The organism is Mesorhizobium sp. WSM4310, from assembly GCF_007003935.1.
GTDB lineage: Bacteria > Pseudomonadota > Alphaproteobacteria > Rhizobiales > Rhizobiaceae > Mesorhizobium.
In genome coordinates, this window is record NZ_VFTA01000001.1 from 255,960 (window position 1) to 277,789 (window position 21,830).

16 protein-coding genes are annotated in these 21,830 nt (G+C 64.2%); 2 read left to right on the forward strand and 14 right to left on the reverse strand.

Going from position 1 to position 21,830, the window contains the following annotated elements; genetic code table 11:
- Nucleotides 1-54 precede the first annotated feature (54 nt).
- On the reverse strand, nucleotides 55-1,710 hold the full coding sequence (locus tag FJV80_RS01180; RefSeq protein ID WP_142875347.1) for an ABC transporter substrate-binding protein: 1,656 nt from the start codon (nucleotides 1,708-1,710) through the stop codon (nucleotides 55-57).
- Between the two features lie 116 nt (nucleotides 1,711-1,826).
- Between FJV80_RS01180 and FJV80_RS01185 the strand changes: the two genes are divergently transcribed.
- Nucleotides 1,827-2,729: a LysR family transcriptional regulator gene (locus tag FJV80_RS01185; protein ID WP_142875348.1), complete on the forward strand. Its 903-nt coding sequence runs from the start codon at nucleotides 1,827-1,829 to the stop codon at nucleotides 2,727-2,729.
- Between the two features lie 18 nt (nucleotides 2,730-2,747).
- Here FJV80_RS01185 and FJV80_RS01190 read toward each other — a convergent pair whose 3' ends face one another.
- The 9 genes from FJV80_RS01190 to FJV80_RS01230 all read right to left on the reverse strand — a co-directional run bounded on the left by FJV80_RS01190 (nucleotide 2,748) and on the right by FJV80_RS01230 (nucleotide 16,180).
- The gene (locus FJV80_RS01190) at nucleotides 2,748-4,790 is read right to left on the reverse strand and encodes an ABC transporter ATP-binding protein (protein WP_142875349.1); all 2,043 of its coding nucleotides are present in this window, start codon (nucleotides 4,788-4,790) and stop codon (nucleotides 2,748-2,750) included.
- Entirely contained in the window at nucleotides 4,783-5,661 is an 879-nt protein-coding gene (locus tag FJV80_RS01195; RefSeq protein WP_142875350.1) for an ABC transporter permease, read from the reverse strand. The genes FJV80_RS01190 and FJV80_RS01195 overlap by 8 nt, the downstream gene beginning before the upstream one ends.
- Entirely contained in the window at nucleotides 5,658-6,611 is a 954-nt protein-coding gene (locus FJV80_RS01200; RefSeq protein WP_095771121.1) for an ABC transporter permease, read from the reverse strand. Before FJV80_RS01200 ends, FJV80_RS01195 begins: the two co-directional genes overlap by 4 nt.
- A 73-nt stretch (nucleotides 6,612-6,684) precedes the next feature.
- Nucleotides 6,685-8,349, reverse strand: a complete 1,665-nt coding sequence (locus FJV80_RS01205; protein WP_142875351.1) for an ABC transporter substrate-binding protein — start codon at nucleotides 8,347-8,349, stop codon at nucleotides 6,685-6,687.
- A 263-nt stretch (nucleotides 8,350-8,612) separates the two neighbouring features.
- On the reverse strand, nucleotides 8,613-9,797 hold the full coding sequence (locus tag FJV80_RS01210; RefSeq protein WP_142875352.1) for a mandelate racemase/muconate lactonizing enzyme family protein: 1,185 nt from the start codon (nucleotides 9,795-9,797) through the stop codon (nucleotides 8,613-8,615).
- Nucleotide 9,798: 1 nt separating this feature from the next.
- Complete coding sequence (locus tag FJV80_RS01215) at nucleotides 9,799-10,902, reverse strand: mandelate racemase/muconate lactonizing enzyme family protein (protein ID WP_142875353.1); 1,104 nt, start codon at nucleotides 10,900-10,902, stop codon at nucleotides 9,799-9,801.
- Nucleotides 10,903-10,938: 36 nt separating this feature from the next.
- On the reverse strand, nucleotides 10,939-11,631 hold the full coding sequence (locus tag FJV80_RS01220; RefSeq protein WP_095771117.1) for a GntR family transcriptional regulator: 693 nt from the start codon (nucleotides 11,629-11,631) through the stop codon (nucleotides 10,939-10,941).
- Between the two features lie 193 nt (nucleotides 11,632-11,824).
- A complete protein-coding gene (locus FJV80_RS01225; RefSeq protein ID WP_142875354.1) occupies nucleotides 11,825-12,979 on the reverse strand; it encodes an efflux RND transporter periplasmic adaptor subunit in 1,155 nt (384 codons plus the stop codon).
- A gap of 15 nt (nucleotides 12,980-12,994) precedes the next feature.
- Complete coding sequence (locus FJV80_RS01230) at nucleotides 12,995-16,180, reverse strand: multidrug efflux RND transporter permease subunit (RefSeq protein WP_179295771.1); 3,186 nt, start codon at nucleotides 16,178-16,180, stop codon at nucleotides 12,995-12,997.
- A gap of 480 nt (nucleotides 16,181-16,660) precedes the next feature.
- On the opposite strand from FJV80_RS01230, the gene FJV80_RS01240 reads away from it, so the two are divergent.
- Nucleotides 16,661-17,251, forward strand: coding sequence for a TetR/AcrR family transcriptional regulator (locus FJV80_RS01240; protein WP_095771432.1), 591 nt, complete (start codon nucleotides 16,661-16,663; stop codon nucleotides 17,249-17,251).
- A gap of 336 nt (nucleotides 17,252-17,587) precedes the next feature.
- Here FJV80_RS01240 and FJV80_RS01250 read toward each other — a convergent pair whose 3' ends face one another.
- The 4 genes from FJV80_RS01250 to FJV80_RS01265 form a co-directional block, all read right to left on the reverse strand.
- Nucleotides 17,588-18,610: a LacI family DNA-binding transcriptional regulator gene (locus FJV80_RS01250; protein ID WP_095786670.1), complete on the reverse strand. Its 1,023-nt coding sequence runs from the start codon at nucleotides 18,608-18,610 to the stop codon at nucleotides 17,588-17,590.
- 136 nt (nucleotides 18,611-18,746) lie between these two features.
- Entirely contained in the window at nucleotides 18,747-19,538 is a 792-nt protein-coding gene (locus FJV80_RS01255) for an ATP-binding cassette domain-containing protein (protein WP_142875355.1), read from the reverse strand.
- 3 nt (nucleotides 19,539-19,541) lie between these two features.
- Nucleotides 19,542-20,528 (reverse strand): ABC transporter permease, encoded by a 987-nt coding sequence (locus FJV80_RS01260; protein ID WP_142875356.1) that lies wholly within the window; start codon nucleotides 20,526-20,528, stop codon nucleotides 19,542-19,544.
- 119 nt (nucleotides 20,529-20,647) lie between these two features.
- Nucleotides 20,648-21,583, reverse strand: coding sequence for a substrate-binding domain-containing protein (locus FJV80_RS01265; RefSeq protein WP_142875357.1), 936 nt, complete (start codon nucleotides 21,581-21,583; stop codon nucleotides 20,648-20,650).
- Nucleotides 21,584-21,830 lie beyond the last annotated feature (247 nt).

Genomic DNA, 21,830 nt, shown 5'->3' on the forward strand with positions numbered 1-21,830 from the left:
GCCTTGCCAGCGGATAGCCTCGCCGCCCAAAAGCGGAATTGTCCAATCCAGTCTCTATCCCAGCGACACGCGATCGAGCAGCAGGCCGGCGGCGATCGGCGGCAGGCCGCTGACATTCTTGCGCACCGGCACCAGCAGATCCGGGAAATAGCTGAAAATGACCGGCGTCTCGTCGAGCAGCAGCTTCTGGATGTCGGAGGCCGCCGCGCGCTGTGCGCCGATATCGAGTGCCTTGAGGTAGGAGGCGACCATGCCGTCATAGGCAGTGTTTTTGAAATGCGCCGCGTTCCACGGGCCATCGCCAACCAGCGGGCTCTTGAGGAAGACGTTCGGCACACTGCGATGGGCGTAGTCGGTGATCCCCAACGGGCTGTCCAGCCAGTCCGACTGGCCGAACACCGCCTTGCCGTAATATTTGTCCTGGTCCTCGATGTTGAGCGCGATGCGGGCACCGATCTCCTTGGCGAAATTCTGGAACAGCTGCGCGTAGCCTGGAATGTCGGAATAGCGCAGCGTCGTCAGGGTGATGTCGAAGCCGCTGGCGAGGCCGGCCGCCTCCATCAGCTGCTTCGCCTTGGCGATGTCCTTGACGCGCTGCGGCACGGACTTGTCGGTCGCGGGGAAGGCCGGTGCGAACGGGCTGTCATTGCCGGTGGCCGCCATGCCGCGGCAGAGGCCGTCGACAAGCTTGGAGCGGTCGATGCTGAGCGCCAGCGCTTGGCGCACACGCTTGTCGGTGAAGGGACCGGTGTCGCAGCGCATGTGCAGCTGGCGGTGCGCGGTCGAGGCGACACGCAGCACCGTGATGTCGGGGCTGTTCAGCACCACTTGGCTGACGTCGAGTGGCACGGCGTCGAGGAGGTCGACCTCGCCGGCCTGCAGCGCCAGGATGCGCGGCTGCACGTCGCCGTAGAATTTGAACTCGAGCCGGTCAGGCAGCGCCTTGTCGCCCCAATAGTCGGGGTTGCGCACGAAGGTCGCGCCGACCTTCGGCGTATAGCTCTCCAGCCGGAACGGCCCGGTGCCCTCAAAGGTCTTTTCGTAATCGCCCTTGTAGCTCACCGGCAGGATGACGGCGTTGTAATTGTCGATCGACACCGAATAGGGAAAGCTGCCGTTCGGCGCGTCGAGATGGAAGGCGACGGTGTGGTCGTCAACTTTCTGCGTGCCGCCCTTCGACAGCAGGCCCTTGAATACCGAAAGCGCGTTCGAGGCGCCGTTGGGATCGGCGAGGCGGTCGAAGGTCGCCACCACGTCGTCGGCTTTGAAGTCCTCGCCATTGTGGAATTTCACGCCCTTGCGCAGCTTGAAGGTCCACACACTGCCGTCCGCGTTCGGCGACCAGCTTTCCGCCAGCACCGGCTTCAAGGTGAGATCCGGCTGCGTGATGCAAAGGAATTCGGCGGTCTGGAAAACCAGCTGGTAGCTGCCGCTGTCATAGTAGGTGACCGGGTCGATGGCGCCGCCCGGTGTCGCCACGCCCGCGCGCACCGTGCCGCCCGGCTTGCCCTCGGCGCGGACTTGTTGCGTGCCGAGGCCGGCGGCCGCGACAAGGCTGCCCAGGAACGGCAGGGAAAGGCCGAGCACGCTTCCGTGGCGCAGGAAATCGCGGCGGTCGAGCCTGCCGGCCAGCAAGTCGTCGACAGCGGAATTTTCGATTGCGGTCAGGTTCTTGCGAGCAGTGTCGATCGTCATGAAATGCCTTGGCATGGCTGCATTCCTCGCTTGCTCTTCGGGGATCGGCCATTTAGGTCATTGTTGACCGCGACCGGAAAGCGATATTTTTTGATAGGGTCCATCGAAATTTTCGATGCAAGGTGTAAGCCATGGATACCGAGAACCTGCGCAGTTTCCTGGAGGTCGCCGAACATGGCAGCTTCACCGTCGCGGCCAGCCGGCTCAACCTTGCGCAGTCCACCGTCAGCGCGCGGATCAGGGGGCTGGAGGAACAGTTGGGGCGCCGGCTTTTCGTGCGCGACCGCGACGGCGTCACGCTGACGCCGGCCGGCCGGCAGTTCCTGCCGCACGCCTCTTCCATCACCCGCACCTGGGAGCAATCGAGGCAGGACATCGCCGTTCCAGACGGCTATGACAGCCTGCTGCGGCTGACCGCTCCCGCCTATCTGTGGGAGCGCATCACCTCGCCATGGGTCGAGTGGATGCGGGCCAGGCGGCCGAACGTGGCCCTTCGGCTCGAAGGCAGTTTTCCGGACCTGGCCATCGACCAGCTGGCGGAAGGCCTGCTCGACATCTGCATCCTCTATCTGCCGCGCCCGCATCCCGGCATCGTTTATGAGACGCTGGCCGTGGATCAGGTCGTGCTCGTCCAGCATGCGGTGCAGACCAAGCCGTGGACTGAAAACTACATACTGATGGACTGGGGGCTCGAATTCCGCATCGAACACGACCGCGCCTTTGCCGGCATGGTCAAGCCGGCGATTTCCGCCGGCCTGGTCTTCATCGGGCTGCAGCATGTGCTGTCGCGTCAAGCGGCGGCCTATCTGCCGCTCAGCGCCGTCAGCGGCCATATCGAGCGCGGCGAGATGCGGCGTATCGACAACACACCGGTGTTTCAGCGGCCGATCTATCTCGCCTATCCATCGAATCCCGTCTCGTCGGATGTTCTGGATGTCGCGCTGACGGGCTTGCGCTCGCTGGCCAGGGACTGGACCAGCGAACAGGGTTTTTCGGAAGGCGACCGTTCCCTGGGCATGGCCGGCCTGAGCTAACCGGCCGGCGATGCCTTGCTATGCCGGTTCAGTCACGGCTGCCTTCTGCAGCCTGGCAAGTTCCGGGTAGGGGATGTGGCAGCGGATCGAGTGGCCGGGCTGTGCCTCGGCCAGCGGCGGCTCCTGCTGCTCGCAGATCGGACCGATCTTGCGCGGGCAGCGCGTGTGGAAGACGCAACCCGGGGGCGGGTTGGTGGCGCTGGGGATCTCGCCGTCGAGCCGGATGCGCGCCGTCTCGGTCTGGTCGAGCTTGGGCACCGCCGACAGCAGCGCCTCGGTATAGGGATGATGCGGCCCGGAGAAGACTTCCTCCGATGGGCCGATCTCCATGATGCGGCCGAGATAGAGCACGGCGATCTTGTCGGAGAGGTAACGCACCACGCCAAGGTCGTGCGAAATGAAGATGTAGCTGACGTCTTCCTTGGATTGCAGGTCGGCGAGCAGGTTGAGGATCGCCGCCTGGACGGAGACGTCGAGCGCGGAGGTCGGCTCGTCGCAGACGACGATACGCGGATCACCGGCGAAGGCGCGCGCAATGGCGACGCGCTGCTTGAGGCCGCCTGACAGCTGGCGCGGCTTGACGGCGAGATGCCGGTCGGTGAGGCGCACCGAGCGGACGAGGTCGTCGAGGCGCGCCTCCTGGGCCTTGCCGGAGAGGCCGGCCAGCCGCTTCAAGGCGCGGCCGAGAATGTGGCGGATCGAATGCGAGCGGTTGAGCGCGGAGTCCGGGTTCTGGAAGACGATCTGCATCGCCTTGACCTGGTCGTCGCCACGGTTCTCCAGCTTCGGCGCCAGCGCCTTGCCCTCGAGTTCGATGGTGCCGCCGTCATCGGGCGGCACAAGGCCGAGCAGCAGCCTGGCGAAGGTGGTCTTGCCGCTGCCGGATTCGCCGACCAGCCCCAGCGTCTCGCCGGGCCTGAGATCGAGCGAGACATCCTTGACGGCGCGCAAGGGATGGCCGTGGCTGGCATAGGTCTTGTTCAGCCCGGCGACGCGCAGCACCGGTGCGGTTGTCGGCTTGGGCGCTGTCGCAACATCGCTCGGTGTGGCGCGCGGCAGGGCTTGCGCCTTGTCGTGGTGAAAGCAGCGCGACAGCCGCTTGCCGCGCTCGTCACTCAGATCATAGAGCGGCGGCAATTCGGTGCGGCAGCGATTGTCGGCGAGCGCACAGCGGTCGGCAAAGGCACAGCCCTTGATGTCGGCGCCTATGCCGGGCAGGAAGCCCGGAATGGTGTCGAGCCGGCCCTGGTCCTTGCGCTGGCCGCCGCGTGGCAGGCAGCGCAGGAGCGCGACCGTATAGGGATGGCGCGGATCGTTGAAGACGACATCCGTCGGCCCTTCCTCGACCAGCATGCCGGCATAGAGCACGCCGACGCGGTCGCACATGTTGGAGACGACGGCGAGGTTGTGGCTGATGAACAGGATCGAGGCCGACAGCTCTTGCCTGAGCTGCGCGATGAGGTCGAGCACCTCGGCCTCGACCGTCGCGTCGAGGCCGGTGGTCGGTTCGTCGAGGATCAGCATCGAGGGATCGTTGGCCAGCGCCATGGCGATCGCCACCCGCTGCTGCATGCCGCCGGAGAGCTGGTGCGGATAGCGCTGCATGACGCTTGGCGGATCGGAGATGCGCACGCGGTTGAGCATGGCGATGGCGCGGTCGGTCGCTGCCTGTCCCGTGATCCCGCCAAGCTCGAAGATCTCGGTCAGTTGCCGGCCGATGCGGATCGACGGGTTCAGCGCCTTGCCGGGATCCTGATAGACCATCGAGACGCTTTCGGCGCGGGCGCGCCGCAAGGCCTCGGCATCGAGCTTCATGACGTCCTGACCGTCGAGCGAGATCGCGCCGCCCGATATCGAGCCGTTTCTTGGCAAATAGCGCACGACGGTGAGCGCCACGGTGGATTTGCCGCAGCCGGACTCGCCGACCAGCCCATAGGCCTCGCCTTGCCTGATGTTGAGGCTGAGATTGCGCAGCACGGCGCGGTTGCGCCCGGCCACCCGGTAGGCGACCGACAGATCGCGCAGCTCGAGGGCGTTTTCAGCCTTTGAGGAGTTAGTCATTGAGCGCTCCATGAACGCCGTCGGCCACAAGGTTGACACCGATCACCAGCGAGGCGATGGCGAGTGCGTCGAACAGCACCGTCCACCAGAAGCCGCCGCCGATCATGCCGTAATTGCTGGAGATCGACAGCCCCCAGTCGGGCGAGGGCGGCTGGATGCCAAAACCCATGAAGGAGAGCGTGGCGACCGCGAAAATGGCGTAGCCCAGCCGCACGGTGGTCTCGACCAGGATCGGCGGGATGACATTGGGCAGGATCTCGACGAACATCGTGTGGAAGGCGCTCTCGTGCCTCAGCTGCGCGGCGGCGACATAATCGAGTTCGCGCTCGGCCAGCACCGCCGAGCGCACGGTGCGCGCAATGATCGGCGCGAAGCTCAAGCCGATGACGACGATGACGGTGGCCTTGGACGTGCCGAGCGCGACGATGGCGAGCAGCGCGACAATGACCACGGGGATGGCCATGAAGGCTTCCAGGATACGGCTGACGACATCGTCGACGATGCCGCGGAAATAGCCGGTGAGCAGGCCGAGTGCCGTGCCGGCGATCGTCGCCAGCAAGGTCGCCAGCGGGGCGACGGTGAGGATGTCGCGCGAACCGACGATGACGCGCGAGAAGACGTCGCGGCCGATTTGGTCGGTGCCGAACCAGTGTTCGGACGACGGCGGCGCCAGCGCGTTGATGATGTCGTCGGCGAGCGGGTCGTAAGGCGCGAAGTGTTCGCCGAACAGCGCGCAGGCGACCCAGAACAACACGATGGCAAGACCGGCAAGGAAGGTTCGCGAGCGCATGAGCGAGAAGAAGACTTCCGCCATGGGGCCGCGCCGGCGCGTGTCGTCTTGCGGGGAAGAGGTGGTCTGGATGGCGCTCATTGGTCTGACCCCAGCCGGATGCGTGGATTGAGCACGGAATAGAGGAAGTCGGCGATCAATGTCGCCACCGCATAGACGATGCCGATGGTGAGGATGCCGGATTCCAGCATCGGGAAATCCTTGCCGCGCGCGGCGGTGAAAATCAGTGAGCCGATGCCCTGGTAGCGGAACAGCGTCTCGATCACCACCAGGCCGCCGATGAGATAGCCGGTCTGGGTGGCGATGACGGTGATGGTCGGCAGCAGCGCATTGCGCAGCACATGCCGCCAGATCACCGTGCGCCAGGGCAGGCCCTTGAGCACGGCCGTTCGCGTATAGTCGGAATCGAGCGCCTCGATCATGCCGGAGCGCGCCATGCGCGCGATATAGCCGAACAGGACCAGGAACAGCGGCAGCGACGGCAGGATCAGATAGTGGAGCTGGGTGAAGAAGCCGGCGTTCTTCGGCCATGCCGCCGAGATCGGCAGCCAGCGCAGCCACACGCCGAAGATCAGGATCAGGATGATGCCGGTTACGAACTCCGGCAGCACCGTCACCGACAGACCGCCCAGGCTGATGATGCGGTCGAGCGGGCGGTTGAGGTTGAGTGCCGCCACCACCCCGCCCAAAATGCCGATCGGCACCACCAGGACAAAGGCGACCGCGGCCAGCTTCATCGAATTGCCCAAGGCATCGATGACGAACGGCGCCACCGGCGAGCGGAAGATGTAGGACGTGCCCATGTCGCCCCGGATAAAATTCCAGATCCAGGTCGCATATTGGGTGAGCAGCGGCCGATCGACGCCCAGCGTATGATTGAGCGCATCGACCGCGCGCTGGTCGGCAAACGGCCCCAGGATCGCGCGCCCGACATTGCCGGGCAGCACCTGGCCGCCCAGGAACACCATGATGCTGAGCAGGAACAATGTAACCAGCGACAGCGATACACGCCGTGCAAAGAAGGAGAGAATGGCTAAGACTCCTTGTGGAGCCAGCCCCCGCGCGGGAGCTGGCTGTTAGAGGATTGGCTTTCCCTTTTTCGTTTTAGGCCTTCGATGCCTTTTCGAGGAACAGCTGCGACATGGCGGTCGGCTGCACGCCGGCCACGCCTTTCGCCGTTGCCGTCAGGTAGTCGTAGAAATAGCCGAAGATGACGGGCGTTTCCTCGAGCAGCAGCTTCTGGATCTTGCCCGCCGTCGCCTTTTGCGCCTCGAGATCGAGCGCCGCGATATAGCTGGTCGCCAGCGTGTCATAGTCCTTGTTCTTGAAGTGCGCGGCGTTCCAGGTGCCGTCGCTCTTCAGCGGTGCGGCAAGGTACACGTTCGGCACGCCGCGGTGACCATAGTCGGTGATGCCCATCACCGAATCCAGCCAGTTTGATTTGCCGAACACGGCGTCGCCGTAATACGCGCCCTGGTCCAGGATGTTGAGCTCCAGCTCGATGCCGATTTCCTTGACCCAGTTCTGGATCAGCTGGGCGTATTCGGGAATTTCCAGGTAGCGCTCGGTGGTCAGCGTCACCTTGAAACCCTTGCCGGCGCCGGCCGCTTCCATCAGCTGCTTGGCCTGCGCGATGTCCTGCTTGCGCTGCGGTATGCTCGTATCGGTCGAGGGGTAGACGGCCGCGAACGGGCTGTCATTGCCGAGCGCCGAGCGACCCTTCATCAGGCCTGCGGCCAGCTTGTCGCGGTCGAGGCAGAGCGCGATGGCACGGCGCACGCGCGCGTCCTTCAGCGGGCCGTCGTCGCAGCGCATATGCAGTTGCTGGTGGGCCGACGACTTCAGGCTGATGATGTCGACGCTCGGATCGTTGAGCAGGGCGACGCCGGCCAGCACCGGCATCTGGTTGATGATGTCGATCTGTCCGCCCTGCAGCGCCAGGATCTGCGGCTGCATGTCGGCGAAGAAGGTGAATTCGGTCCGCTCCGGCAGCGCCTTTTCGCCCCAATAGTCCTCGTTGCGGACGAAGGACGCACCGACCTTGGCCGTGTATTTCTCGACCTTGAACGGGCCGGTGCCGTCGAAGCTTTTCTCGTAGTCGCCCTTGTAGCTCGCCGGGATGATGACGGCGTTATAGTTGTCCGACGACACCATGTAGGGGAAATTGCCGTTCGGCGCGTCGAGATGGAATTCCACCGTGTAGTCGTCGACCTTCTTGGTGGCGCCCTTCTGCAGGATGCCGGTGAACACCGACAGGGCGTTGGACGAGTTTGCCGGGTCGGCGAGGCGGTCGATGCTGGCCACGACGTCGTCGGCCTTCATCTCGCCGCCGGAGTGGAATTTGACGCCCTTGCGCAGCTTGAAGGTCCACACCGTGCCGTTGTCGTTCGGCTTCCAGCTTTCGGCCAGCGCCGGCTTGAGCATCAGGTCGGGGCCGTCGACGCAGAGGAATTCGGCAACCTGCTGCAGGATCAGCAGGCCGCCGGCATCGGCGATGGTGATCGGGTCGATGGTTGCCGCCGGCACGCTGCTGCCGACACGGATGGTCGCGCCAGGCGCGCCCTGCGCGCGGGCGAGCGACGGCATGCCACTGAAGCCGGCAGCGGTGGTGATGCCGCCCAGAAGCGGCAGCGACAGGCCGAGCAGGCTGCCGTGGCGAATGAAGTCGCGGCGGCTGACACGGCCGTCGACGAGACCGTCGATGAGATGGTTTTCGAGCGGCGAGCGATTGCGTCGGATCAGGTCGAGAATGCGGTAGTTCTTGCTCATGGGTTTAACCCTTTCCCCTTGTTTCTTATGGCTGAAGAAAGCACTTCCGGTTGACGAAATTCCGTGGAGTTCTCCTTGCCCCGGCCGTCAACGAAGTCGGTCGACCGGGACTGTAGCATGCGGCTTTATCCGGTCCATCCGATCGTTGCGGCGAAGCGGTCAGATTTTCTTGAGGATGTTTCCACCCATCCGGTCCTGCCGTCGCGACCCAATCGCGGCGGCGGCTTGTTTCTCGACGACGTCTCCTTTCCCTTCTCGTTCTCCTAGTTCAGCGGCAGGCGGCGATATGTGCCGGGCTTCGCCGGGTCGTGATATTTGTTGCACGGGCCGTTCTCGGCGAAATCGCGATGGCAGGCCGCGAGGTTTTTCCGCGACAAGGTGACGCCGAGACCGGGACCTTCCGGGACGTGCACGACATTGTTCCTCGGCGAAAATGGCCCTTCCTCGGTGATGTCCATGGGCTGCATGCGAAACAGCGACTGGTTGGGCTCCCGGATCCAGCCGAGCGCCGCGCACAGGTGCAGGTAGGCGGCGCTGCCGATGCCGCTGTCGCCGCTGTAGCACCAGAAATCGACGCCGGCATGCTCGCAGGCGCCGACGAAACGCAGCAGGCGGCCGATGCCGCCATGCGCCGTCGGATTGCCGACGAAGGCATCCGGAACCTTGAGGTCCATGGCACGCGCAATGTCGATGTTGTGGGTGGAGAACGGGATCGAGCAATGTTGCCGCAGCTGCCGCATCTCCTCGAGCGTCGCCACCGGATCCTCCCAGTTGCGCACGCCGAGCTCTTCGAGCGGCCGCGCCAGCCGCCGCGCCGTCGCCAGCGAATAGGCCTGGTTGGAATCGATGCGGATCATCGCCTCGTCGCCGATTTTTTCGCGGATCAGCTCGACCATTCTCAGCGAGACTTTCGGGTCTTCGGTCGAGAACTTGCCTTCGAAGAAGGTCGTACCATGCGTCTCGTGCAGTTCGACGCAATAATCGGCGACTTCTTCCGGCGTCGTCTCGCCTTTCACATCGGGCCCGTCGCCGCGCAGCGAGAAATAGTCGGTGAACGGGATGTCCTTGCGCACGGCGCCGCCGAGCAGCTGGTAGAGCGGCTGGTTCCACGCCTTGCCGCGCAGATCCCACAGTGCCATCTCGATCGCGCCGAAAGCCATGATGCGGGTGCGGTCGTTGATCGACTGCACACCGGTCCAGTAGGGCAGGCAGACATGCTCGGCGCCGGCGATGTCGAAGGCATCGCGGCCAACCAGGCGCTCGGCCAGAACATCATTGATGATTGCGGCGGCCGCCGGCGTCGGCGCCTCGCCGAGGCCGACCAGCCCATCCTCGGTCTCGACCTCGACAATGGTCTGCGAAAAACCGTCGAGCTCGCCGAACACCCAGCCATAGGGTGCTTCGAGACGAAGATTGATCGGTGTGGCCGTGATGCCTCGGATCTTCATCTCATCCGACCTCGAAGAAAGGCTTGCCGAGCAGGCTCGGATCCACATCGATGCCGAGGCCGGGGCCGTCCGGAATGCCCATATGGCTGCCGGTGACCGGCGGGGCGTTGAAGGCCGTGCGCACCGTCACCCATTCATGGAAGGCAATGGCATGCAGCCGGCGCTCCTCAGGCGTCGACAGCGACAGATGCGCCATCGCTGCCGTGTCGATCTCGGCGCCGCCTGTGTCCTCGACAGTGATCATGAAGCCGAGGTCGACGGCAACGTCGCGGATCTGGCGCGTCTTCGTCACACCACCCAGCCGCGAGATCTTCAGCGTCAGCCCGTCGGCCGCGCCCAGGCGGTGAATCTCCAGCATCTCCTCCAGCGAGGTGACGGATTCGTCGAGCACCATCGGCTTGTCGAGCATGCGGCGCACCGACATGTTCTCCTCGATCGTCGTGCAGGGCTGCTCGAACGTGTAGTCGATGCCACGCGTGGCATCGGCGAACTGCCGGGCCTGGTAGGGTGTCCAGCCGGCATTGGCGTCGCAGAAAATCACCGTACCTTTCGGCACCGCCGAGGCGACTGTCGTCACTCGCTCGATGTCGTCGTGCACGTTGCCGCCAACCTTGACCTGCAGACGGCGACAGCCCTCGGCGATGATCCTTTTTGCCAGTGCCGCCATCTGATCGAGCGTGCCGTGGGTGACGACCCGGTAGGTCTCCGCCATATCGCTCTCCTTGCCGCCGAGCAGCGTCACCAGCGGCACATCGGCGGCGCGCGCGGCGAGATCCCAGCACGCCATGTCGAGCGCCGATTTGATATAGGGGTGGCCCTTGAACACCGTGTCCATCAGCCGGCCGATCCTGGCCAGCCCGCGCGGGTCGTGGCCGATGAGATGCGGCGCGATTTCCGGCACGCCCGCGCGTGTTCCCGCCGGAAACGCGGCCGAGTAGAAATTGCCGAGCGGCGCCATCTCGCCCCAGCCGGTCAGGCCGCTGTCGGCGGTGACGGCGACGATCACCGCGTCGAAGGCGTCGGCCTGGCGCCCCTTGGACATGCGGTAGGGGCCGTCCACGAAGGGCTGCACGACACGGTAGGCTTTGATGGATTTGATCTGCACTCTGTCTGTCCGCTGGCTGCGATGTCTGGGAATTGGTCAGGCGCCCTTCGACAGGCGCTGTTCGAGGCTGCGCGCATAAGAGAGCAACTGCTCGAAGTCGAGATTGATATGTTCTCGCGCGTGACGCTGGGCAGCGCGCATATCGGCGCCCTTCATCAGGTGCACGTAGGTTTCATGGACGTCTTCGGCCGGCACCGGCTCGTTGCGCGCATGCTGGTGCAGCGCGAAATACATTTGCAGCCGGCTGGTCAGCCGCTGCCAGGTTTCCAGAAGCACCGAATTGTCGGCCCACTCATAGATCAGGCCATGCAGTTGCAGCGCCGTTTCGATCTGCCTTGTGGTGTCGAGGTTGCGGGTCGCCTGTTTCACCGCTTCGTGGCGCCGGTCAAGTTCGTCGAAGAAACGCTGGTCGCGCTGTGGCCATGTCCGTTCGATGGCGAACTCGTCGAGCACCTGGTTGAGCGAATAGGCATCGTCGATGTCCTTGGCGGTGACGTCGATGACGAAGGTGCCGGCATAGGGGATGCTGGTCAGGATGCCTTCCTGCACCAGCTCGCGCATCGCCTCGCGCAATGGCGCGCGGCTGACCCGCATCTGTTCGGAGATTCTGAGCTCGTTGAGCTTCTGGCCGGGTTGCAGTTGCCCGGTCAGGATGGCGCGCCGCAGCAGCGCGACGATTTCGGCGCGACGCGTCGTATCGGCAATCGGGCTGAAATCCGTCTTCACCATCCGGCCCACTCCAGCGAGTACAGCGGCAAGACAATCAGATTGTCGACAATCTAACAAGAGACTATTTATGCATTCACGCTGCCAAGGCCGACCGCGCCGATGTGGCCGCTCTTGTCGGCCTGCTTGTAAATGCGGCGCCCACGACCCGTGGGAAGGTCGCGGGCGCCGCGCGGAAACCGGGCCTGCGGGGGAGTCAGGTAGCCGGTTTCTGTGGCAGTGGCGAGATCGGCATTCCGGGCCCGATCTTCTGCAGATTGCCAGTGATCACCTGGTCGCCTTCCGAGACGCCGCTCAAGATCGCTACAAGGTCACCGCTGGTCGGGCCGAGCGAGACCAGCCGCTGGTCGACCGTGTTGCCCTTGCCGACGACGTAGAGATATTTGCCGAGCTGGCTCGAGCCCAGCGCCGTCTGCGGCACCATCAGCGCGTCCGGCTGTTGCCTGATGTGCAGCCGCACGCGGACGTACTGGCCAGGCATGAGCGTGAACTTCGCATTGCCGATGGTGGCGCGCGCGGTGATGGTGCCGGTCGAGTGGTCGACCGTGTTGTCGACGAAGGTGAGTTCGCCCTTCTGGCTGGTCTCGGTCTGACCCGGCAGCAGGACTTCGACATCGACCGGGCCGGCCGCGCGGGCCTGCTCGATCTCGGCCAGATCCGTCTCGCTCGGATTGAAGGTGACATAGATCGGGTCGAGCTGCACCAGCGTGTTCAGCACCGTGCCGGCGACGCTGACCAGCGTTCCGACCGAAGCCTGGTTGCGGCCCAGGCGCCCCGTGAACGGCGCATGGATCTCGGCGTAGCTCAGATTGAGCTCCGCCGTGCGCACGGCCGCTTGGTTAAGCGCCAGCGACGCCTGCGCTTCGCGCAAGGTGCTGGTGCGCTGGTCGAAGCTGTCCTTGTCCAGATAACCGCTCTTGGCGAGCTCGGTGCCGCGGCCGAGATTGGACCGCGCATAGTCGAGCGTCGCCGTATCGCGCTGGACCTGGGCTTTCGCCTGGTCGAGCGCGGCCTGGAAGTCGTCGGGCGAGACCCTGTAGAGAAGGTCGCCTTGCCGCACATCCGCACCGTCCTGCGCCGTCTGTTCCTGCAAATAGCCCGGCACGCGCGCCTGCAGCGTGATGCTGCGGATAGGCTCGATGCGGGCGGCATAGTCGAGATAGATCGGGATCGTCTTCTTGACCACGCTCGCCACCGGCACCGGCATGACGAATGCCGCCGGACCGGGCGTTGCCGCACCGGCCGTGCCGGTGCTCAGCCTGAGATTGCCCATATCGAGCAGGTGGACGCTGGCCACGGAGATCGCGCCCACCGCGACGGCCGCTCCCAAAGCGATTTTCCATTTACGCATAATATTTCTCCAATCTTATTCGGCCGCTTCCGCCAGGGGAGGGAAGGCGGGTTCGGCAGTTGGTTCAGTATGCCTGGAGGCGGGTTCGCCGCTTTCGCGGCGCTCCCGCAACTGTTCGATGACCGCGTAGAAGACCGGCACGAACACCAGCGACAGGATGGTCGCGGCGACCATGCCGCCAAACACCGTGGTGCCGATCGACTGGCGGCTTGCGGCACCGGCGCCGGTGGCGAACATTAGCGGCAGCACGCCGAGGATGAAGGCGAAGGCCGTCATCAGGATCGGCCGCAGCCTGAGCCGGGCGGCTTCCATCGCCGCCTCGACGATGCTGAGGCCCTCCTCGCGTCGCCGCCTGGCGAACTCGACGATCAGGATCGCGTTCTTGGCCGCCAGGCCGATCAGCATGACGAAGCCGATCTGCGAGTAGACGTCGATCTGCATGCCGCGCACCGATAGCGCCGCGAAGGCACCGAACAAGGCCAATGGCACCGCCAGCAGCACCATGAACGGCATCGCCCAGCTCTCATATTGCGCCGCCAGGATCAGGAAGACGAAGACGATGGCGAGGCCGAAGACGACGGACGCGATGGATCCTGCCTTGAGCTCCTGGAAGGTGATGCCGGTCCATTCGAAACCGAAATCCCTGGGGAGCGCGGTGGCCGCCGCCCGTTCCATGGCAGCGACAGCCTGGCCCGAGGAGAAGCCCGGCGCGGCACCGCCATTGATCGAGGCCGAGGCGTTGTTGTTGTAGTGCGGCACGGTTTCCGGCCCGACGAACGGCACCAGCTTGCCCAGCGTGCTGAGCGGCACCATGCCGCCCGAGGCGTTGCGTACATAGAGCCGCGAAATGTCGGCGGCGCCCGCACGTGCATCCTTGTCGGCCTGGATGGTCACCCGGAAGGTGCGGCCGAACAGGTTGAAGTCATTCACGTAGAGCGAGCCGAGATAGATCTGCAGCGTGTTGAAGACATCGGGCAGGTTGAGGCCGAGAAGCTTGGCCTTGCTACGGTCGAGGTCGTAGTTGAACTGCGGCGTCGAGGTCGAGAATGGCGAGAACAACTGCTGCGGATTGATTTCCGGCTGCTTGCGCGCCTCGGCGATCACGGCTTGCGTCGCGTCATTGAGGGCCGTGCTGCCGCGACCGGTGAGATCCTCGACGACGAATTCGAAGCCGCCCGTGGTGCCGATGCCCGGGATCGAAGGCGGATCGAAGGAGAGCGCGAAAGCTTCCGGAATCTGCATCAGCTTGCCGCGCACGTCGGCGACGAGCTTCGATGCGCTCTGGTCGGGGCCACGCTCTTCCCATGGTTTTAGGATGGCGAACTCGACAGCCGAGTTCGACTGCGCCGCACTGGTCAGGAAGTTCAGGCCGCTGATCGAGCCGACAATGTCGACGCCGGGCGTTGCCTGCAGGATGTCACGCGCCTTCTGGGCCACCGCGTCGGTGCGCTCGAGCGAGGCACCGTCGGGCAACTGGATGACGACGAAGAAATAGCCCTGGTCCTCGACCGGAAGGAAGGTCGACGGCAGTTTCTGCCAGACGAAATAGGTGGCGACCAACCCGGCGGCGAACAGGCCGAGCATGATCCAGCGCAGGCGGATCAGGAAGCGCACACCATGGGCGTAGGCATGCGACAGCCTGTCGAAGCCGGTGTTGAACCAGCGGAACAGGAAGAACTGCGGCCCATGGCGATGACGCAGGAAAGCGGCACTGAGCGCAGGGCTCAGCGTCAGCGAATTGAAGGCCGAGATGCCGACCGAAATCGCCACCGTCAGCGCGAACTGGTTGTACAGCCGCCCCGACACGCCCGGAATGAAGGCAACCGGCACGAAGACGGCCATCAGCACCGCGGTGGTGGCGATGATCGGACCTGTGACTTCGGCCATGGCGGCCTTGGTCGCCGCCAATGGTTTCAGCCCGGCCTCGAGTTGTCGTTCGACATTCTCGACCACCACGATGGCGTCGTCGACGACAAGGCCGATCGCCAGCACCATGCCGAGCAAGGAGAGCATGTTGAGCGAGAAGCCCAGCATCTCCATGACGACCAGCGTCGCCACCAGCGACACCGGAATGGCGATGGTCGGGATGATGGTCGTGCGCCAGCTCTGCAGGAAGATGAACACCACGGCGACGACCAGCACCAGCGCTTCGCCGAGCGTGATCAGCACGTCATGCATCGACGCCGAGACGAAGCGCGTCGTGTCGTAGTGCATGGCATAGGACACGCCCTTCGGGAAACGCGCCGACAGTTCCTGCATCTTGTCCTTGACGCGCTGCTGAAGGTCGAGCGCGTTGGAGCCGGGCATCTGGTAGACAGCGAGAACCACCGTCGGATCCTTGCCGAAGAACGCCGAGGACGAATATTGCAGCGCGCCGAGCTCGATACGCGCGACGTCGCGCAGCCGCACCAGCGAGCCGGAGTCGGTGTTGGCGCGCACGACGATGTCGCCGAATTCCTTCGGGTCGCTCAGGCGCCCGACGGCGTTGACCTGCATCTCGAAGGCGGTGCCGGCGGGCGCCGGCGATTGGCCGATCTTGCCGGCCGCCACCTGGACGTTCTGCTCGGCGATGGCATTCTGCACGTCGACGGCGGTAATGCCGAGATTGGCAAGCTTGTCCGGATCGAGCCAGACGCGCATCGAATAGCGCCGCTCGCCGAAGATCTGCACGTCGCCGACGCCTTGCAGCCGCTTCAGCGGATCGACGACCTGCAGATAGGCGAGGTTCGACAGCGCCACCGGATCGACCGACTTGTCGGGCGAGGTGAGGTTGACGATGAGCACGAAGTTCGGGTTCTGCTTCTTGATCGTCACGCCGCCCTGATTGACGATCGCCGGCAGCGAGGAGGCCGCCTGCGAGACGCGGTTCTGGACGTCGACGGCAGCGGTGCTCAGGGAGTAGCCGACATCGAAGGTGATGGTGATGGTCGAGGAGCCGTCATTGGAGCTCGTCGACGACATGTAGGTCATGCCCTGCACGCCGTTGATCTGCTGCTCCAGCGGCGTCGTCACCGTGTCGGCCACGACTTGCGCGCTGGCGCCCGGATAATGGGCGCTGACCACGACCTGGGGCGGCGTGATGTCTGGAAACTGCGAGACCGGCAGCAGGAAATAACAAATCGTCCCGGCGAGCACCATGATGATGGCGATCGCCGACGCGAAGATCGGACGGTGAATGAAGAAATTTACCACGACACACATGCCTCGCCGGCTGCTCTTGCCCGCCCGAAGGCGCTGGCAACTCTGGATAACTGGCCGTGCCCGTCACGGGAGGCTTCCCGTGAACGCAGCAACGGCACTTCGCGACGCTGCCCATCGGCAAGCGAACGAAGCATCTTCTCGAGGGCGCGGGGGTCGACCCCATCTGCCTTCATGACCAGCCGGATCATCGGATCCCGGACGGCCTCATCTATGGTAAGATCGCGGCGCTGTGGCATTGGCCGGCTCCTTGTCTGTCGATTCGCAGCCCATGCTCGCGAACCGTTTTCCATTTCCTCACCGGCCGGAGCCGCATGATTGGCAGTTTCTCGTCCGTCTCACCTGGCAGGACCAGTTCACGGCCTTGTTATTGACGACGGACGACGTAGGTGTTACCAGTAAGTAACATTCTGGAAGTTACAGACCGGTAACACCCTAGTCAAGAGGTGGCCGAGGGTTTTTTGGAAACGAAAGGAGATCATGATGACAGACGGCGTCGTGGAGCGCTCTCGTCCCAGGGATCGGATTCTGGAGACGGCACGCGACATGTTCCACAAGCATGGCATCAAGGGCGTCGGCGTCGACGCCATCACCGAAGCTGCCGGCACGAACAAGATGACGCTCTATCGTCACTTTGAATCCAAGGACGAACTGATCGTCGAGTGCCTGCGCGCCAATGCGGCCAAGGCCGGCGCGATGTGGGATGCTTTCGAGGCCGAGTTCCCCGGCGACAAGCTCGCGCAGCTGCATGCCTGGGTTCGCAAGGCGGCTGCCATGCTCAATGCCGACGGCCGCGGCTGCGACATGGCCAATGCCGCCGCTGAGCTGACTGAGCCGGACCATCCGGCGAGACTGGTGATCAAGGAGCTCAAGGAAGCCCAGCGCGAACGCCTGGTGGCGCTCTGCCGGGGTGCGGGCATCGGTCAGGCCGAACTGCTTGCCGATACGCTGTCGCTGCTGTTCGAGGGCGCCCGTGTCAGCGTGCAGACCGTGGGCGCCGAAGGCCCGAGCACGCAGTTCGTGCGCATGGCCGAAGGGTTGATCGTTTCCTTCCGGGGCACCGCCGCCGGTTGAAATCCGCCGCGGCTGTTGGCGATTTGCCGGTCGTATGACCGAGGCGATGCTCGGCGCCCTTTGGCGCGGACGGCACAGGAATTTCCGATGCTGAATAAAAAAAAGCCCGCTGCCGGGAGGAGGTGGCAGCGGGCTCGATTTTCGAATGTGGCGCGGGAGGAGGTGCACCCCATTCAGCGTCGGCATCGCATCTGGGAGGAGTAGATGGCCGACGACCAGAAGCTACGAGTTGCCCAATGATTCGGCAACAATGAATTGTGCATAGCAGCTGTGCAGATTTGCCGTGTCAATTATCAGACAAATCCAGGAAGCCGGGCATTGCCAGGCGGTCTCGCTTCACTGCACCGGCACGTTTTCCCTGAAAATCAGGCGCGGCTCGATGAATTTCCGGGTGAGATAGGGCGCCGATGAGGCGATGGAGCCGAGCAGGCGGATGACCGACTGCTCGGCGATCAGCCTGGCGTTCTGGTCGATGACGACGTCGGCGAGGTCGTCGACGAGGTAGCCGCGCGTCTCCTTTGTAAGGTCGTGGCAGATGAACACCGGCTTGCGGTTGGGCCTGGCTTCCCGGATGGCTCTGGCAACGCCGGAGCGTCCGGCCCCGACGCAATAGATGCCGAGCAGTTCCGGTTCGTTGTGCAGTGCCTTCATGGTCTCGGCGTAGCTGGCATCCGGTTCGTCGTTGATCTCGACGGCGCTGGTCACGGCGAGGTTGGGAAACTCCTCGCCAAGCACGGAGCGAAAGCCCATTTCGCGCTCCTCATGACCGCGGTAGGAGCGTGAACCGACGACCATCGCCAGATGGCCTTCGCGGCCGCCGAGGAAGCGACCCATCAGAAGTGCCGCCGTTCGGCCCGCCACCCGGTTGTCGATGCCGACATAGGCCGAGCGGGGAGCGGCCGGAATATCGGACACCAGCGTCACCAGGCGGATGCCGGTTTCGACGATGTCGCGCAGGATGTTGCGGGTTCGCGGATGGTCGATGGCGATGACACCGACGCCATTGGCCCTCAGCGACAGGTTTTCCACGGCGCTCTGCAGCGCGTTCGGCGAGATGCCGGCGAGGTTGTGGATCCGGCACGAAGCGACCAGCGGCAGGCGCGATGCATAGTCTTCGATGTGCCTTGCCAGATCCTGCATGAAGGCGTTGCTGCCGATCGGCAGGAAGAACTCGAGGTTTGCCGGTCTGGAGGGAAGCGTCACCTGATCGGCGACCGGCAGATAGCCGAGCTGCTTGGCGGCTTCCATCACGCGTTGCCGGTTGGCGGCGCTGGCGCCCGGCCGGTTGTTGAGCACCCTGTCGACCGTCGCGGTCGACAGCCCGCAATTCCTGGCGATGTCGGAGACGGTGGCCTTCATGCCGTAACCCTACGCGCCGATGCGATGACGCGCCAGATAAGTGATTTCGCAGCCGATGCGATCCGACGGACGGGTGATTGACACCCATCGCCGCCATGCGCACTGAGCCGCTTCGGCAAGACGGATCCGCCCGTCCTCAGTGCGACAGCCTGCCGTCGGCGACGGCGTCGCGGATTTCCTTGTCCGACATGCCGGTGATGATCCGTTCGACCTCCGTCACGGTTGTCTTCTTCGGGTCGATGTCGTCGGCGACCACCTTGCCCCGGCGCATGACGACGATGCGGTCGACCACCTGGAAGACGTGATGGATGTTGTGCGCGATGAAAATGCAGGAATGGCCGGAATCGCGGGCGCTGCGCACGAAGCTAAGCACCCCTTGTGTTTCGGCGACGCCGAGATTGTTGGTCGGCTCGTCGAGGATGATGAGGTCGCTGTCGAAATGCATGGCGCGCGCGATCGCCACCGCCTGGCGCTCGCCGCCGGAGAGCGAGCCGATCGGCGTCGTCGGTGGAATGTTCTTCGAAATGCCGACCTGTTTGAGCAGGTCGCGGGCGACGTTGTTCATCGCCTCCTGGTCCATGCGGTTGAGGAAACGCGGCGGCTTGATCGGCTCGCGCCCGAGGAACAGATTGCGGGCGATCGACAGTTGCGTGACCAGCGCGGAATCCTGGTAGATCGTTTCGATGCCCTGCGCGATGGCATCGCTGGTGCTGCGCAAGGTGACCTTCTTGCCACGGATGAAGATGTCGCCGCTGGTCAGCGGCACCGCGCCCGACAAGACCTTGATCAGCGTCGACTTGCCGGCGCCATTGTCGCCGAGCAGGCCGACGATCTCCCGCTCGTTGACATGGAAATTAGCGTCCACAAGCGCCTGCACGCGGCCGTAGGACTTGCGGATGTTCTGCATGCGGATCAATGGCTCGGCCATGGTTCAAGTCCCTGCCTGGTGCCGGCGTTCCAGCCATGAGTGGAGCGCCATCATGCCAAGGATGATCGCGCCGATGAAGATATTGTAGGCAAGACCGGGCACGCCGATCAGCACGATGCCGTTGCGCATCACGCGCAGGATCAGGATGCCGAGCACGGTGCCGATGATGGTCCCGCGTCCGCCGGTCAGCGCCGTGCCGCCGATCACCACCATGGCGATGACTTCGAGTTCGTAGCCGGTGCCGCTGTTGGGATTGGCGGCCGACGTGCGCAGCGAGGAGATGACGCCGGCCAGCGAGGCCATGAGCGACGACAGCACGAACAGGCCGATCTTGACGCGGTTGACATTGACGCCGCGGGCACGCGCCGCGTTGGGATTGCCGCCCGCCGCCTGGATCCAGTTGCCGGTCCGGCTTTGCGTCAGCACATAGCCGAGCGCGATCGCCGCGGCGATGAACCAGAACAGCGACATGTAGATGCGGAACGGCCCGATGAAGAAGTCGCCGACCAGTGCCTCCGCCAGCCAGCTGCCCTCGGCGCTCCAGGTGCGCTGCGGAAAACCGTCGGTGATGAAAAGCGCGCTGCCGCGCACCACCAGCAGCATGCCGAGCGTCACCAGGAAGGACGGGATCTTGAGCTGCGTGACGAACCAGCCATTGACCAGGCCGATCAAGGCGGCAACCACCAGCGCGACGACGAAGCCCATATCGAGCGATGTGACGCCGCCGTTGAACAGCGTCCACATCAGCACTGGCGAGAAGCCGAACAGGGATCCGACGGACAGGTCGAATTCGCCTGATGTCATCAGCAAGGTCATCGCCAGCGCGATCAGGCCGAGCTCGACCGTGAAGGCCAGGGTGTTGGAGATGTTCTGCGGCGACAGGAAGTCGTGGTTGAAGCCCCAGAAAACGCCGATCTCGACGATGAGCAGCACGAAGGGACCGAATTCGGGCCGCGCAATCAGGCGTTGGACAAGCGAATGATTTTCCACTGGGAACCCGCGACATGGTTGGAACGGGCCGCGATCTCCACCGCCTTGGATGGATAGTCGCGGCACAAGCAGATATCTGGCGCCGCGTGCCAGATGGGCGCGGCGCCAGGGATCGCGGTTTATTTGCCGGACAGGATCTTGTCGTAGATGCCGGCGGTGTCCTTCTCGTAAAGCGCGCCGGTGATGACGTTGAAGCCCGGGGGAATGCCTGACGCCGCCATGTTGGCGAGCGACAGCGCGACATAGCTGGTCGCCTGCGGGTCCTGCCACTGGCCGGCATTGACGTAGCCGTTCAGAACCTCCTGGGTGGTGTCGAGCGAGTTGCCCCAGCCGACAACAGGGATTTCACCCGGCTTGACGCCGACCTGGTCGAACACCCGCTTGATCGAGCCGGTGACGAGGTCGCCCAGCCCGATAACGGCCTTGACCTTGCCCTTGTGGGCGGTGAGGTAGTCGACCATGCGATTGATCACCTCGGCCTGGTCGAGCGTCGCTTCGGTCACTTCATAGGTGATGCCGAGCGGTCCGAAGACGCTCTTGATGCCTTCCTCTTCCTGGACGCCATAGGTGGCGCCGGGGACCTCGACCGGCATCCAGACGAAGTCGCCCTTCTTCACCAGGCCCTTGTCGACCAGATACTGCGCCCAATGCTTTCCGAAGGTGACGTTGTCGCCGCCGACATAGGCATTGAAGTTGGCTTTTGGATCGGGCGTATTGAAGTTGATGATCGGGACGTTGGCCGCGCGGGCTTCCTTGACGATCTCGACGAGGCTGCCCGGATCGGGGCTGGTGGTGACGATGCCGTCGGCCTTGGCCGAGAGGGCGGCGCGAACCGCTTCCTGCTGGGAGGCAACATCGCCATTGTGGAACGAGGTGTTGACGGTGTTGCCGGTGTCCTTGGCCCATTGCTTGGCCCCGGCCAGGAAGTAGGTCCAGACCGGGTCGGCGGGGCCGCCATGCGAAATCCAGTAGAAGGTCTTGGCCTGCGCGGCTGCCGGAATGACCGTCAGCGCGACCAGAAGGCCGTAGAGCACAAATCTCAGTCTTGTCAGCATTTGATTTCCTCCCGGTTGAAGATGATCCGTCCCTGTTCCGGCGTCGGCCGGATTGCGTCTTTTGCCAGCGCCGCTCGGATGCCTCAGAGCATTCCCTTTTTCGACGGATGGCAAGCCTCCATCTGCAGATGTAGTTGGCGCCTGACGCGACGCCATCAACGGTCCCATCAGATTGCATCAGTCGGGGTGATTTTTCAGGAGCGGTCGGATGATTGGCGGCGAGGCTCAGCCGGGCGGATTGTCCGCG

What these genes read in the sequence shown, in the direction of transcription:
- FJV80_RS01180 (WP_142875347.1), bottom strand. Translation starts at nt 1,710, where the DNA reads ATGCCAAGGCATTTCATGACGATCGACACTGCTCGCAAGAACCTGACC.
- FJV80_RS01185 (WP_142875348.1), top strand. Translation starts at nt 1,827, where the DNA reads ATGGATACCGAGAACCTGCGCAGTTTCCTGGAGGTCGCCGAACATGGC.
- FJV80_RS01190 (WP_142875349.1), bottom strand. Translation starts at nt 4,790, where the DNA reads ATGACTAACTCCTCAAAGGCTGAAAACGCCCTCGAGCTGCGCGATCTG.
- FJV80_RS01195 (WP_142875350.1), bottom strand. Translation starts at nt 5,661, where the DNA reads ATGAGCGCCATCCAGACCACCTCTTCCCCGCAAGACGACACGCGCCGG.
- FJV80_RS01205 (WP_142875351.1), bottom strand. Translation starts at nt 8,349, where the DNA reads ATGAGCAAGAACTACCGCATTCTCGACCTGATCCGACGCAATCGCTCG.
- FJV80_RS01210 (WP_142875352.1), bottom strand. Translation starts at nt 9,797, where the DNA reads ATGAAGATCCGAGGCATCACGGCCACACCGATCAATCTTCGTCTCGAA.
- FJV80_RS01220 (WP_095771117.1), bottom strand. Translation starts at nt 11,631, where the DNA reads ATGGTGAAGACGGATTTCAGCCCGATTGCCGATACGACGCGTCGCGCC.
- FJV80_RS01225 (WP_142875354.1), bottom strand. Translation starts at nt 12,979, where the DNA reads ATGCGTAAATGGAAAATCGCTTTGGGAGCGGCCGTCGCGGTGGGCGCG.
- FJV80_RS01230 (WP_179295771.1), bottom strand. Translation starts at nt 16,180, where the DNA reads ATGTGTGTCGTGGTAAATTTCTTCATTCACCGTCCGATCTTCGCGTCG.
- FJV80_RS01240 (WP_095771432.1), top strand. Translation starts at nt 16,661, where the DNA reads ATGACAGACGGCGTCGTGGAGCGCTCTCGTCCCAGGGATCGGATTCTG.
- FJV80_RS01250 (WP_095786670.1), bottom strand. Translation starts at nt 18,610, where the DNA reads ATGAAGGCCACCGTCTCCGACATCGCCAGGAATTGCGGGCTGTCGACC.
- FJV80_RS01255 (WP_142875355.1), bottom strand. Translation starts at nt 19,538, where the DNA reads ATGGCCGAGCCATTGATCCGCATGCAGAACATCCGCAAGTCCTACGGC.
- FJV80_RS01265 (WP_142875357.1), bottom strand. Translation starts at nt 21,583, where the DNA reads ATGCTGACAAGACTGAGATTTGTGCTCTACGGCCTTCTGGTCGCGCTG.